The sequence below is a fragment of the Halocynthiibacter namhaensis genome (genome assembly GCF_000812685.1).
Classification (GTDB): domain Bacteria; phylum Pseudomonadota; class Alphaproteobacteria; order Rhodobacterales; family Rhodobacteraceae; genus Halocynthiibacter; species Halocynthiibacter namhaensis.
The window spans coordinates 104,479-118,307 of record NZ_JWIF01000059.1; the positions used below are offsets into that span (position 1 = coordinate 104,479).

Below are 13,829 nucleotides of genomic sequence, written 5' to 3' on the forward strand. Positions count from 1 at the left end.
ATATGGAGTGCATCATGACCGCCGCGAAACCTTGGAAAACACTGGATGACATGGAACTTGCCGGCAAGGTGGTGCTGACACGCGTGGATATCAACGTGCCAATGGCCGAGGGGCGCGTGACAGATATGACGCGGATTGAACGCATTTTGCCAACTGTGCGCGATATTTTAGCCGCGGGTGGGAAACCTGTTCTGCTGGCCCATTTTGGTCGCCCAAAGGGTGAAGTGCGGGCCGATATGTCACTGGGACTTATCCGCGAAGCCTTCGAAACCGCATTGGGCAGCCCGGTGAAATTTGCAGCAAATTGCATCGGGGCTGATGCGAAACATGGTGTTTCTGACTTGGCCAGCGGTGAGGTGTTGCTTCTAGAAAACACACGTTTTCACGCTGAAGAAACCAAGAATGATGCAATGTTTGCAGCGTCTTTGGCGGCTTTAGGCGATGTCTATTGCAATGATGCCTTTTCTGCCGCCCACCGCGCGCATGCATCCACCGAGGCCATCGCACGCCTGTTGCCTGCATGTGCTGGCCGCTTGATGCAGGCAGAATTGACCGCGCTTGAAGCCGCTTTGGGCGCCCCAGAACGCCCTGTTGTGGCAGTCGTTGGCGGCGCGAAAGTTTCAACCAAACTTGAACTGTTGGGCAATCTTGTGGGAAAAGCCGATCACCTGATCATTGGCGGCGGTATGGCAAATACCTTCTTGGCCGCCCAAGGCGTACCTGTGGGAAAATCCCTGTGTGAACATGACCTTGCCGAAACAGCACGCGAAATTATTGCGAAGGCGGAAGCCGCGGGCTGCGAGATCATTCTGCCACGCGACATTACGGTTGCACGTGAATTCAAGGCCCATGCGGACCACCAGGTTCTGGATGCAGATGCCTGCCCAGAAGACGCCATGATTCTTGATGTCGGACCAAAGACCAACGTCTATATTTCCGATGTGATCACCTCAGCGAAGACCCTAATCATGAACGGCCCTCTGGGTGTATTTGAGATGGAACCGTTTCAAACTGGCACTTTTGCCATGCTTGATGTCATCGCAACACAAACCGACGCAAATGCATTGGTTTCCGTGGCCGGTGGCGGCGATACGGTTGCGGCAATCAACTCTGCCGGAAAATCAAGTAATTTCAGCTATATATCAACAGCTGGTGGCGCATTCCTTGAATGGATGGAAGGCAAAACACTGCCCGGCGTCGCCGCATTAAGTTAACCTTTCATTCAATTGTGTGCGCTAATAGTGATGTTGGCGCTATCACAATTGCCAGTCTTGCCCTGCTCGCATAAAAGCAGGGCAAATTTACATAGTAACTGCAAAGCGGAGCAGACCAGATGGCGAACCAAAAGCAAACTGAACAAATGCAAAATGGTGCGGGCTTTGTTGCTGCATTGGACCAAAGCGGTGGATCCACCCCAAAAGCGCTCGCGCTTTATGGCGTTGATGGTTCTGCCTATAGCAATGACGCTGAAATGTTTGACCAGATCCACGCCATGCGCAGCCGGATCGTGCAATCCCCTGCCTTCACAGGCGAACGCGTTGTGGGCGCAATTTTGTTTGAAATGACAATGGATCGCGACATTGAAGGCATGCCAACTGCACAATATCTTTGGGAAAAATGTGGTGTCGTACCCTTTCTGAAGATCGACAAAGGCTTGGCTGACGAAAGCAATGGCGTGCAGCTGATGAAACCAATTGAAGGCCTAGATGCCCTGCTGGAAAAAGCTGTCGCCAAGGGCATCTTTGGCACCAAAATGCGGTCTGTTATCAACGTTGCATCATCTAAAGGCATCAAAGCCAACGTTGCGCAACAATTTGAACTGGCCGGAGACATTATTGCCCACGGTTTGATGCCAATCGTTGAACCGGAAATTACGATTTCAATGGATGATAAAGCGGGTGCCGAGAACATTTTGCGTGATGCACTTTTAGGCGCGCTGGATATGGTTCCTGAAGGTCAACAAGTTATGCTGAAGCTAACCCTCCCAGAGACGGCCAACCAATACAAAGCGCTGGTTGATCACCCGAAAGTCATGCGTGTTGTGGCCCTGTCTGGCGGCTATCCACGGGACGAAGCAAACCGTCGTTTGTCCGAAAACACAGGCATGATCGCAAGCTTCTCTCGCGCATTGACCGAAGGGCTTTCGGCACAGCAAACACCTGCAGAATTTGATGCGACACTTGATGCATCCGTTGGGTCAATCCATGCGGCATCCGTTGCTGGTTAACATCCAGAACTGCAGGGGGTTTTCGTATCCCCTGCAGTCTTTTCTGTCATGTTTCCCTGCCCTATGCGGCAAATTTGACTCACTTTAATTACAGCCTAAAAAAACTTCTCAAAAATCGAATCAGGGGATTCACAAATCGAATCGCCTGTGACATTGTGGGCCTACCACCCGTTAGAGGTGGATTTTGAGGCAGACCATGAAGAGCAGACCCGCCATCGGATCATTCCTGTATTTTGGAACATGTCTATTTTTAGGCATGTATTTCAGCTTTACGGCCGTTCAAGGTGATGGCGGGCTATTCCAACGCATCCGGGCAGAAGCGGAAGCCGACAATCTGCGTTCGGATCTATCAGCGTTTCGCGCACAAGTCTCCGAGCTGGAAAATAAAACCCACAGACTTTCAGATGAATATCTCGACCTAGATCTTCTAGATCAGCAAGCACGCGCCCGCCTTGGTATGGTCCGCGCGGATGAAGTCATCATCCCATAGCACCAGCTAGAACCTAAGTATTTCTTTCGCAATACCCGCGTTTTTGTTTTTTACTCGCAATACGATGCAATTTCAGATATGCATAGTTTAACGCTAAACTATCTATATTCTATCGCCACTGTCTGGGGGTTCGCATCTATGGCTGCCAAAAAATCCACAAAAAAAACAAATACTTCTAAGGAAGAGTTGTTAGGTCACTACCGTGAAATGCTTTTGATCCGTCGATTCGAGGAAAAAGCAGGGCAACTTTACGGAATGGGTCTGATTGGGGGGTTTTGTCACCTCTACATCGGGCAAGAAGCCGTAATTGTAGGCATCGAAGCCGCGACGGAAGAAGGCGACAAGCGCGTCACCTCTTACCGCGACCACGGGCACATGTTGGCATGCGGCATGGACCCAAAAGGCGTGATGGCAGAATTGACCGGCCGTGAAGGTGGATATTCTAAAGGCAAAGGCGGCTCGATGCATATGTTCTCGAAAGAGAAACATTTCTACGGTGGCCATGGGATTGTTGGCGCACAGGTTCCAATTGGTGCCGGCCTTGCATTCGCAGACAAATACCTTGGCAATGACCGTGTGAGCTTCACCTACTTTGGCGACGGCGCTGCCAATCAAGGGCAGGTTTACGAGACATTCAACATGGCGTCGCTTTGGAAACTTCCCGTCATTTTCGTCATTGAAAACAATCAATACGCCATGGGCACAAGCCAACAACGCGCCTCATCCACCCCAGATCTTTACACACGTGGCGCCGCCTTTGGCATCCCAGGTGAAGAAGTTGACGGCATGGATGTGCTGGCTGTGAAGGCCGCCGCTGAGAAGGCCATCGCGCATTGTCGTTCCGGCGAAGGTCCCTATATTCTGGAAATGACAACCTATCGCTATCGCGGACATTCGATGTCTGACCCCGCGAAATATCGCACCCGCGACGAAGTGCAGAAAGTACGCGAGGAACGTGACGCAATTGAACACGTTCGCGATTTGATTTTGCAGGGTGATCACGCTTCGGAAGAAGACTTGAAAGCGATCGACAAAGAAATCAAAGCCACTGTGAATGAAGCCGCCGAATTTTCCCGCGAAAGCCCCGAGCCCGCGTTGGAAGAGCTGTGGACAGACATTTACGCTGAAGCATAAAGCGCGGAAAAGACGGAGAAAATAAAGATGGCAATAGAAATCCTGATGCCCGCATTGTCCCCCACGATGGAAGAAGGCACGCTGGCGAAATGGCTCGTTAAAGAAGGCGACACCGTCCAGTCTGGCGATATTTTGGCCGAGATCGAAACGGACAAAGCCACCATGGAATTTGAGGCAGTTGACGAAGGCGTGATCGGCAAGATCATGATCGCCGAAGGCACTGCGAATGTGGCCGTGAACACAGCAATCGCATTGATGTTGGAAGATGGCGAAGACGCAGCGACAGCGGCTGCTTCCCTTACGACACATGTGGCAGAAGCGGCACCTGCAGCCGCCGCACCGGCAGCGCCCGTTGCAGCCGCCCCCGTGGCAACTGTTGTTCCCGAAGATACTGACATCCCAGCAGGCACCGAGATGCGCGCCACCACCGTGCGCGAAGCTTTGCGCGATGCAATGGCCGAAGAGATGCGCCGGGATGAAACGGTTTATCTGATGGGCGAAGAAGTCGCTGAATACCAGGGTGCCTATAAAGTATCTCAGGGATTGCTGGACGAGTTCGGCGATCGTCGCGTGATTGACACGCCAATCACGGAACATGGTTTTACGGGTATCGCAGTCGGCGCAAGTTTCGGCGGGTTGAAACCAATCGTTGAATTCATGACCTTCAACTTCGCGATGCAGGCCATCGACCATATCATCAACTCAGCCGCGAAAACATTGTATATGTCCGGCGGGCAGATGGGCGCCCCCATGGTGTTTCGTGGGGCAAATGGTGCAGCCGCTCGGGTCGGTGCGCAACATAGCCATGACTATGCTGCGTGGTATGCACAAATCCCAGGTTTGAAAGTCGTCATGCCTTATTCCGCCGCTGATGCAAAAGGCCTGTTGAAAACTGCGATTCGTGACCCCAACCCTGTTGTGTTCCTAGAGAATGAAATCCTGTATGGTCGCACATTTGATGTGCCTGTGATGGATAACTACACCGTGCCATTTGGTAAGGCTCGTATTTGGCGCGAAGGCACAGACGTCACCATCATCAGCTTTGGTATTGGCATGCAATATGCGCTTGAGGCCGCTGATAAGCTGGCCGAAGACGGAATTTCTGCCGAAGTCATCGACCTGCGGACATTGCGCCCAATTGACTATGACACGATCCTGAATTCCGTCATGAAAACAAATCGTTGCGTGACCGTTGAGGAAGGGTTCCCCGTTGCATCTATCGGCAACCACTTGTCAGCGACCATCATGGAACGGGCATTCGACTATCTTGACGCGCCCGTGATCAACTGCACAGGAAAAGATGTACCAATGCCCTATGCGGCAAACCTTGAAAAGCTAGCGCTTCTGACCACTGATGACGTCATCGCAGCCGTGAAACAAGTCACCTACCGCTAAGGGAGAAACGTGATGCCTACAGAAATTCTTATGCCAGCGCTCTCCCCTACTATGGAAGAAGGCACGCTTGCGAAATGGTTGGTGAACGAAGGAGACACGGTTCAATCCGGTGACCTTCTCGCCGAAATTGAAACTGACAAAGCCACCATGGAATTCGAAGCCGTCGATGAGGGCGTGATCGGCAAGATCATGATCCCAAGTGGAACCGAAAACGTGGCCGTGAACACGGTCATTGCCGTTTTGCTTGAAGACGGTGAAAGCGCCAGTGACATCACTGCACCATCGAAATCTGCTGCGCCTTCCCCACAGACCAATGCGGCCATAGAAACAGCCCCCATTGCTGCTCCCCAACCAACCGCAGTCGCACCTGCGAAAACGGGAAATCGCATCTTCGCAACACCGTTGGCCCGCCGGATCGCCGCTGACAAAGGTGTGGATCTGACACAAATCACTGGGTCCGGTCCCCGTGGTCGGATCATCAAGGTAGATGTTGAAAGTGCGACAGCTTCTGCTCCAGCATCAGTAGCCGTATCCGGTGCAGCGCCTGTCGCGCTCGCTCAGACACCGGATGCTGCTACGGTTGCCCGGATGTATGAAGGGCGCGAGTATGACGAAATCGCTCTGGATGGCATGCGCAAAATTATCGCAGCACGCCTGACAGAAGCAAAGCAAACCGTCCCTCATTTCTATCTACGCCGTGACATTCAGCTTGATGCCCTGCTTGCATTCCGCAGCCAGTTGAACAAACAGCTGGCCCATCGCGACGTGAAGCTTTCCGTCAATGATTTCATTATCAAAGCCTGCGCCTTGGCGTTGCAACAAGTGCCAGATGCAAACGCTGTTTGGGCTGGTGATCGGGTCCTTAAGATGAAGGCATCAGATGTTGCCGTCGCAGTTGCCATTGAGGGTGGGTTGTTCACGCCCGTCCTGCAAGACTCTGAAATCAAAACACTTTCCTCTCTTTCAACCGAGATGAAAGATCTTGCGACCCGCGCACGCAATCGCAAACTCGCGCCGCATGAGTACCAAGGCGGCAGCTTTGCGATCTCAAACCTCGGCATGATGGGCATCGATAATTTCGATGCGGTCATCAACCCGCCGCATGGTGCGATTTTGGCTGTTGGCGCAGGCAAAAAGAAACCTGTCGTGGACGACAATGGCGATCTTTCTGTGGCCACGGTTATGTCCGTGACCCTATCTGTGGATCATCGCGTCATTGATGGGGCACTTGGTGCGGAATTGCTTAACGCAATTGTACAAAACCTTGAAAACCCTATGGCCATGTTAGCTTAAACATCGCCACATAATGCAATCAAAAACGCCCCGTAGATCACTGCGGGGCGTTTTTGGATTATTCAATCGCAGTTAGCTGTTCTCAGCGTCTACAGGCAACGCCTGCTTTCCACTTAACAACTGATCCATCGTGACAGAGGGTTGATCACATCCCGCCTCACCCACGATCTTCGCAGGAACTCCGGCCACCGTCTTACAAGCTGGAACCTCTTGTAAAACAACCGAACCCGCTGCAATTCGCGAACAATGGCCAACCTTAATGTTCCCAAGAACTTTCGCCCCGGCACCGATCAAAACCCCATCGCCAATTTTCGGATGACGATCTTCGTCTTCCTTGCCCGTCCCGCCAAGCGTCACGGAATGTAGCATCGACACGTTGTTGCCCACCACCGCCGTTTCACCAATCACAATGGAATGAGCGTGGTCAATCATGATGCCACGGCCAATACGAGCCCCTGGATGAATATCAATACCAAACGCTTCCGACACACGCATTTGGAAGAAATATGCGAGATCTCGACGTCCTTCGATCCATAACGCATGACCAATCCGATAGGCCTGAATCGCTTGGAACCCCTTGAAAAACATCAAAGGTTGCAGCAGTCGATGGCAGGCAGGGTCACGCTCTTCCACTGCGACCAAGTCAGCACGCGCCGCCTGCAAAACATCCGGATGCCGGGCGTAAACACCATCAGCGACCTCTCGCAACAACTGCTCAGACATTTCTCCAGACGCCAATTTTAAAGCGATACGATACCCTAAGGCTTGGCTTAGGCTTTTATGATGAAGAACCGTCGAATGCAGCAAACCACCCAACATTGGCTCTTCAGAATGGGCCTCAGCGGCTTCTGCACGAATACGCTGCCACACCGGGTCAACTGTGTGAATATCAGACTTAACATTGTGGAACTGTTCGCTCTGCGCCATATCGCGTCCTCCGGCGGGAATATCCTATAGACTGGGATCTATGCATTCACGTTACCACTGTCGAGCATATCATCGCAGCAAAAGGAAGGATGACTGCATTGAGCGGAATATTAGAAAATTCACACCGCTCATCACCACAAACCAGTAAAAAATTCCACATTAGATCCTGAAACCATAACAATTAGGAATTCCCACCTCACGACAAACGTCAAGGAAACCCGGCGAGAGGTCGGTCAACGCGCATCATGATGGTAACCCCAGGACAGTCACATGGCCTACGTCACTCCACCCGGAAACGCGCTGGCGCTCCGGCTCCATATAGGGCTGAGATCTGCGTCACTTCAATAGTATAGGGAGCAACGGCAGCATCCGACACTTGCATCGCATTTGTATAAGTAAAACTTTGTACCGTCACTGTTTCTTCCCGCAACAATATTCCATCGTCCCAAATTTTCACAAGGTACATCTCGCTTTCTTCCCCCAAAGGCACCTCAAAGCCTTCCCAGCTGTCCCCGTCCACACGTGTACGCCGCACCCAAGTCACGTTCATATCTGCGCCGTCAGGCATGGCTTTCAAATGGGCCGGAGAATAGGGTCGCAGGCCATTTCCTTTAAAGTTTCCAATGACGTGGATATAAGAAGGGTCATCAACGGGCCTGCCCGCTGGTCCAACCCTGTAATGACGATCAAGCCCGCGTGCCTCGATCCCACGCTCGATCTGCAGGGGGGCGTTGTCCATCAACACAAACAAACTGCCCACGGGCCAATCATTGGCAATAATGCCGTCAGATCCCTTTTGCCCACGTAGAAAGCCGCGTAATTCCCACGTGTTTGGCGCAACCAATACAGCTTCCTCAAACTGGAACAACTCCCATCCATCCGCGGAACCATCGCCAATCGCAGCAAGGTTTGCGCCATTCAAAACCGCAGGCCAATCCGCCGATGACAAGGTACCTGTGGACAATTTGACGGTCAAAAACGCAGTCCGATCTTTAACCCCAGATGGGGCCTTTTGCAGATCAGACAATGTCGTACCAAATGTCGCGCTTGATGGGAACAATCTGTTCACCTCATAGCCGCTGTCGCTTGGCGAACTCATTGCCGCAACCGTGCCAGGCCAAGGTTTCGCAGCGACAGCCAACCAAGGCGCATGCGCCTCATCGTTGCCGAAAATAAGTGGAAGGTCCATAAAGACGGGAAGCACAGGGACTGGTGCCATGAACGGTCGTAACTTGGGCACGTCCAATGAACTGTCCCCTGGGACATATACCCCAGGCTCCACACGGATAGCATCAACCAGTTGAAACCCTGATTGTTCCACATGATCAATACGATACATCGCATTTCTGCCCTCTTCATCCGGCAAATGCACCACGTCCCCAGCCCCAATAGGAAGCCGAGACGGCGGCAATGCAATCCGAACCGTATCGCGGGCAACGCGCGCCTCGGCCAACCAACGTTCTGCCACAGCACGCGCTTCGTTTTGGGTCATCGCAAGGGGCAATTCGTTCTGGCTGATCGAATATGTTACCTCATCGGGAAATATCGCCTCCGTCGACACAGTGTCATAATTTCCACCCGCTTCGACATGATTTAAGCGTATACGCCCCGCAATCTCGGCGGCGGCGGAACGTGTGGTTTGCACCCGAACGTCTTGCTCTTCTGTCACCGCAAGATCACCTGTCGGAATCTCGGTCGTTGGCCGGCCATCACGCAATTGGAACGTCACAACACCTTCGCGTTCGATCGCATCGAACCCGTAAGCCAACATCAGCGGTTGCAACGCCGCACGCGCATCGCGTCCACCATCATCAAGATAACCGCGCACATAGCCATGCAGATCAGAAACATCAAACTTGTCCACGCCGGACCTTTGGCAAATCTCTGCAACAACACCGGCCAATGTCCAACCAGAGGCACGCCCATTCAGCCAATGCCCACGGGGATAGTTCACACCATCCGACCACAAGGTGCCATTATTGGGAAACCAAGGAAAGGGACGCGCATCCCAAGCCCAAACATGTGCCCGCGACATATCCACCATCTGATAGCCACTCAGTGCATCCACCGGATTGTTCACCGGATCGGCCCAATAGCTTTGCACAGCGCCCAGCGCGGCACGTTGCATCAACTCATCACGGCTTCCATCCGAATAATGTGGCAACCCACTTTCGGAACTTTTCGGATCAAGGAATTTGTTGGGTTCATTGGCACCTTTGTCTATCGCAGCGCAGCCATATTCCATGAACCAGAACGGTTTTGACCCCGGAACCCATTCATTTGGATCCGCATCACGCAGACCGCCGTTACGGCGATTGTAGTGCAACTTCGTCCACCAACTGTGAATATCCTTATAGCGAAACACCCATGGCTCATTCTCAGCACCATCTGTGATTGGGGTACGTATCTGCGCCGCCCGTGCTTCCGGAGAATGGTAAAACCAATCATACCCCTCCCCCCCAGCGACATTCCCTCGCAGGTAATCGGGGTTGTATATTGAACCCCAATGGGCGTCCAAATGTTCCGTTCCCTCACGCCAATCAGACAGTGGCATATAATTATCCACGCCGATGAAATCGATATTGGTATCCATCCAAAGCGCATCTAGGTGAAAATATACATCCCCCGATCCATCTTGGGGGTGATAGCCAAAATACTCTGACCAATCCGCAGCATAGCCGATCTTCACGTCTGGCCCCAAAATGCTGCGCACATCTGCGGCAAGCGCAATCAATGCCTCCACAGCTGGGAACGTATCGTTGGCGCCACGGTATTGCGTCATGCCACGCATCTCTGAGCCAATACAAAACGCATCAACGCCACCGGCCGCCGCGCAAATATGCGCATAGTGAAGGATAAAGCGCCGATAGGACCATTCTTCAGGCCCTGTATAGTTAATCACAGTCGTCACAGTGGCGGCATTGTTCTGCCCTACAGAAGCCCCATGCGCGGCAGGAGGGCTTGCGGAAACCGTAGCCTCAACAAAATCAGTGGCGCTGGCTGTCCCAAAAAACGCAACAACCTCTGCATCCGCGCCAACCTGAGTATCGGTACTCCCAACTTGGCCTGGTGCCTTGTTACCCGTAATACGTCCTCGCCAAGGCAGACGTGGTTGATCCGTAGCGTCGCTCCATGGGTCAATAAGGCCATTGTCGCTCAGTTGATCCATCAGAATGAAAGGATACACCACCACATCACGCCCAGCGCTGCTGAGATGCCGAATGGCCTCGATAACCGACTGATCCGTAGGTGTCCCCCCATAGACAGTGCGGTCATCCTCTCGTGGTATCAATTCAGCCGTGTTGCGCCTTACTCCACTCACAGCCCAAGGCATCGCAGCAGCATCATTCGTGTTCTGCTCTACTTTGGGACGCAGCTTACAATGCCCCATACGCAGATCATCGCCGAACCAACTGACGACCAAAGATGTTGACTTACACACTGGCAATGCACTGCCCAGCGCTCCAACCGAACTTTCCAAATCAGTAAGCCCAGTGGGAGAATTCACATTCGCCCCCCGTAGTTGCCCCGGCCCATCGCTATAATGCACTGGCGTGGTCGCCAGGCTATATTCCCCCGTTCCCGGGATCAGCGCGATGCCCTGCACACCTTCCGCCAGCGTCTGCGCTTGGGATATGACATCCCCCTCGATACCACGCTCAGGGCGCTCCACCTCAAAGGACAGCTGTGGGATGCGATTGCCAAATTGTGCCAGAGGCAAGTCTTCCAGCACGACATAAGCAATCCCCCTATACGCAGGCGCATTCCCCGTCCCCTCGACGGCTTCGATCTTTAGGTCAGGCATCTGATCACCACGTCCTGTGTAGACGCGCATATTCAGCCCCTCTGCAGAAATCTCATCCCCATCAGCCCAGATCCGACCAATACCACTGATCTCGCCCTCAGACACAGCAAGCGCCATGCTAACGCTATATTCGTAACTTGTGACTTTCGGCCCCTTAGGTGCGCCACCTTTACCGCCCCCACCACTTTGAGACGTGCTTGAGGTTTCCAAAAAGTCAGAAGCCCAAATCACCTGCCCCGCAACGCGCATCGCCCCGTATAGATGTGGGATTGCGCTGCCCTCAGAGGCACTCATCAACCGAAAGCGGTCAACCTTGCCGGTCTCAACAGGTTCCGCACCGCCCCCCATGATCCGCGCATCAATCGCGCGCCCAATGGTTGCCCCAATCGCGCGGCCAATCACAGCACTTGAAAGACCCAATACCGTTCCACCAAAGGCAGACCCCAAAGCCGCACCAGCAGCACCTAATACAATCGTCGCCATCAGTTGCTCTCCTTTGGAAATTCAAACCGGGCCGCTATCTTGCGCTCCCATGGTTGGCTCAGCGGGCTTTCTGTCACCCCGTGACCACTATAAGCGTGGATGAACGTCGGCGAGACCCCACAGTCCCCCTGTATCCCCAGATGTTTCGCCACAGATCCTTTGCGCATGCGAAATAACAGCACATCCCCAGCGGCAGGCTTGTCTTTAGGCTTCACCACCAAATGCCGACAGGCCGCACGCCATAACACTTCATCCCGTGAGGGTTCTGACCAATCAGCCGTATATGCGGGTACAGCCGCAGGTTCCTGACCAAAGATCTCACGCCAAATCCCGCGCAAAAGCCCCAGACAATCACAGCCAGCCCCTTTGGCAGATGTTTGATGCAAATATGGCGTGCCAATCCACGCCCGTGCTTTCGATACAATAAGGCGCTTATTATCCATCAAAACGCTCCCGGCCCGAAGAAGATGTCATCGTTGTCGCCACCACCACCAACCCCGAAACCAGATCCAGGCGCAGCAGTCCCAACCAAGGATCCACCCGTGTTCGCATCCGCCTGCTTTGGCGCCGCCATCAACCAGTCTTCGCCCGGTATCTGTGGAAATCCGCGAAAGTTCAGGAAATTGTTGAACTTGAACTTGCAACTGGCCGCGCGCTTGTCACAGCCCGCCTCAAGCCGGATCATGTCACCCGGGGAAATCTCTGCCTGCAACGCGTCCCATAACTCAACCAAACGCCCATCCCCAGACAGGCGGTCGTTTTTGATCAATGCGATCAGCCCCGCAGCCTTCCCCGTCAGCACCCGAAATCGACCGCGCTCAAACCAACGGTGATCAAATGCATCTAGCGCCCCTAAGGTTTCAAAGCGAAAAATACGCTGCTCAGCGACGGCCTGCACAGCGATCTCAACCGCATACCCTGGCTGGTCCAAATCAAAACCGCATTGCTGATCCCCCAGCACAGCAGAACATGGGCTTTGGTAAACGCGGCCCTGCGGTTGGTTCAGGGCTTCTGTGATCCCGCGCAATTCGGCGTCAAAGCTGCCATCCCCACGGGTTAGTGTGCCGATTTCTCCACAAAACTGCACCACACGCTGGGTTGGATTAGCCCAATTCACAAGCCAAGCCTGAACCTGCGCCCGATCAAAACGCCCCGCGATGATGTCCTCTTCGGTCACAGCAGCAGATGTCAACGCCCCCATCGCCTCTGTGTTATCGACAGACAGCCCCGTGGACTGGGTCAATGCCTTCGCGCTTAACCCCGTATTTGCAATAAATTCGATACCCTCAAAAGAGAAGTTCAGGTCATGATCCGTAAAGCCATAGCTTTCCCCATCACGCCGCGTAATCGCCCAAGCCCGGCAAGTGGTGGTCACACCTTCCGCCAGATGGGCCGCTAAATCCGCTGGAAACGCCATCAGACACGCACCTCCAACACAGGGACATCCGGCGCATTGCCAGCTTTGAAACTCGCCACGGACGTCATAATCCGATCCACGTCAAACCGCACAGGCACGTCAAATTCAAACCCGGCTTGGATCTCGGCACCCTCATCGGGCGGATGATCAAAATGCACCATGCCCGTTAGGTGATCGACCGTATAATCGACGCTCTCTTGAAACTCATCACCGTCCAACCCGATCTTCACCGAATGCAAAACGGGCTTGGTGATCGGGCGCACATAACTGTGTTCACCCGACGTATAGGTCTTCACCAATGGGATATCCTTCTTCACCCCATCCCCAATCGCAATCACCTGATCCGCATAATTCACCTCAGCCGAGGCCCGCCCAGATTTGAAATCCGCCCAATCCTTCCAGCGAAAGCCAAACAACTGGCCACGACGGGCTTCAAAGAAAGCGATCAGCACCTCAAGATCATCCAAAGACCGCATCCCAAGCCCTGCATCATACCGACGGCGCGAATGCGCCCAAGGCGTGTTGCGCTCCTCAAAACCATTGGCCAAGGCCACAACATCCGTGCGCCGCTCAGGGCCACCAAGTGACCCAAAACTAAGATTGGCTGGAAATCTAACTTCATGAAACCCCATGGGAATACCCTCCGTTCAAAGAAAAA

Annotated in this window: 11 protein-coding genes; 6 read left to right on the forward strand and 5 right to left on the reverse strand. The window is 53.4% G+C overall.

Annotated features, from left to right (window positions below; all coding sequences use genetic code 11):
* The first annotated feature begins 14 nt into the window (after positions 1 to 14).
* From RJ38_RS12340 to RJ38_RS12365, 6 genes are all read left to right on the forward strand, one after another.
* Complete coding sequence (locus RJ38_RS12340) at positions 15 to 1,214, forward strand: phosphoglycerate kinase (RefSeq protein ID WP_039019176.1); 1,200 nt, start codon at positions 15 to 17, stop codon at positions 1,212 to 1,214.
* A 119-nt stretch (positions 1,215 to 1,333) separates the two neighbouring features.
* Complete coding sequence (locus RJ38_RS12345; RefSeq protein ID WP_039019177.1) at positions 1,334 to 2,227, forward strand: fructose bisphosphate aldolase; 894 nt, start codon at positions 1,334 to 1,336, stop codon at positions 2,225 to 2,227.
* A 196-nt stretch (positions 2,228 to 2,423) separates the two neighbouring features.
* Positions 2,424 to 2,717: an FtsB family cell division protein gene (locus RJ38_RS12350; RefSeq protein WP_039019178.1), complete on the forward strand. Its 294-nt coding sequence runs from the start codon at positions 2,424 to 2,426 to the stop codon at positions 2,715 to 2,717.
* Between the two features lie 138 nt (positions 2,718 to 2,855).
* The gene (gene pdhA / locus RJ38_RS12355; RefSeq protein WP_039019179.1) at positions 2,856 to 3,851 is read left to right on the forward strand and encodes a pyruvate dehydrogenase (acetyl-transferring) E1 component subunit alpha; all 996 of its coding nucleotides are present in this window, start codon (positions 2,856 to 2,858) and stop codon (positions 3,849 to 3,851) included.
* Between the two features lie 27 nt (positions 3,852 to 3,878).
* Entirely contained in the window at positions 3,879 to 5,246 is a 1,368-nt protein-coding gene (locus tag RJ38_RS12360) for a pyruvate dehydrogenase complex E1 component subunit beta (RefSeq protein ID WP_039019180.1), read from the forward strand.
* A gap of 12 nt (positions 5,247 to 5,258) precedes the next feature.
* Positions 5,259 to 6,539, forward strand: coding sequence for a pyruvate dehydrogenase complex dihydrolipoamide acetyltransferase (locus tag RJ38_RS12365; protein WP_039019181.1), 1,281 nt, complete (start codon positions 5,259 to 5,261; stop codon positions 6,537 to 6,539).
* A 72-nt stretch (positions 6,540 to 6,611) separates the two neighbouring features.
* Here the strand turns inward: RJ38_RS12365 and cysE are convergent, their stop codons facing one another.
* The 5 genes from cysE to RJ38_RS12390 all read right to left on the reverse strand — a co-directional run bounded on the left by cysE (position 6,612) and on the right by RJ38_RS12390 (position 13,803).
* Positions 6,612 to 7,466 carry a serine O-acetyltransferase gene (gene cysE / locus RJ38_RS12370; protein WP_052245365.1) on the reverse strand — a complete coding sequence of 285 codons (855 nt, stop codon included), beginning with the start codon at positions 7,464 to 7,466 and terminating at the stop codon, positions 6,612 to 6,614.
* A 280-nt stretch (positions 7,467 to 7,746) separates the two neighbouring features.
* Positions 7,747 to 11,754, reverse strand: coding sequence for a baseplate multidomain protein megatron (locus tag RJ38_RS12375; protein WP_039019182.1), 4,008 nt, complete (start codon positions 11,752 to 11,754; stop codon positions 7,747 to 7,749).
* Positions 11,754 to 12,197 carry an NlpC/P60 family protein gene (locus RJ38_RS12380; RefSeq protein ID WP_039019183.1) on the reverse strand — a complete coding sequence of 148 codons (444 nt, stop codon included), beginning with the start codon at positions 12,195 to 12,197 and terminating at the stop codon, positions 11,754 to 11,756. The genes RJ38_RS12375 and RJ38_RS12380 overlap by 1 nt, the downstream gene beginning before the upstream one ends.
* A complete protein-coding gene (locus RJ38_RS12385; RefSeq protein ID WP_082005730.1) occupies positions 12,197 to 13,171 on the reverse strand; it encodes a DUF2163 domain-containing protein in 975 nt (324 codons plus the stop codon). The genes RJ38_RS12380 and RJ38_RS12385 overlap by 1 nt, the downstream gene beginning before the upstream one ends.
* Positions 13,171 to 13,803 (reverse strand): DUF2460 domain-containing protein, encoded by a 633-nt coding sequence (locus RJ38_RS12390; protein WP_039019184.1) that lies wholly within the window; start codon positions 13,801 to 13,803, stop codon positions 13,171 to 13,173. The genes RJ38_RS12385 and RJ38_RS12390 overlap by 1 nt, the downstream gene beginning before the upstream one ends.
* Positions 13,804 to 13,829: the final 26 nt, after the last annotated feature.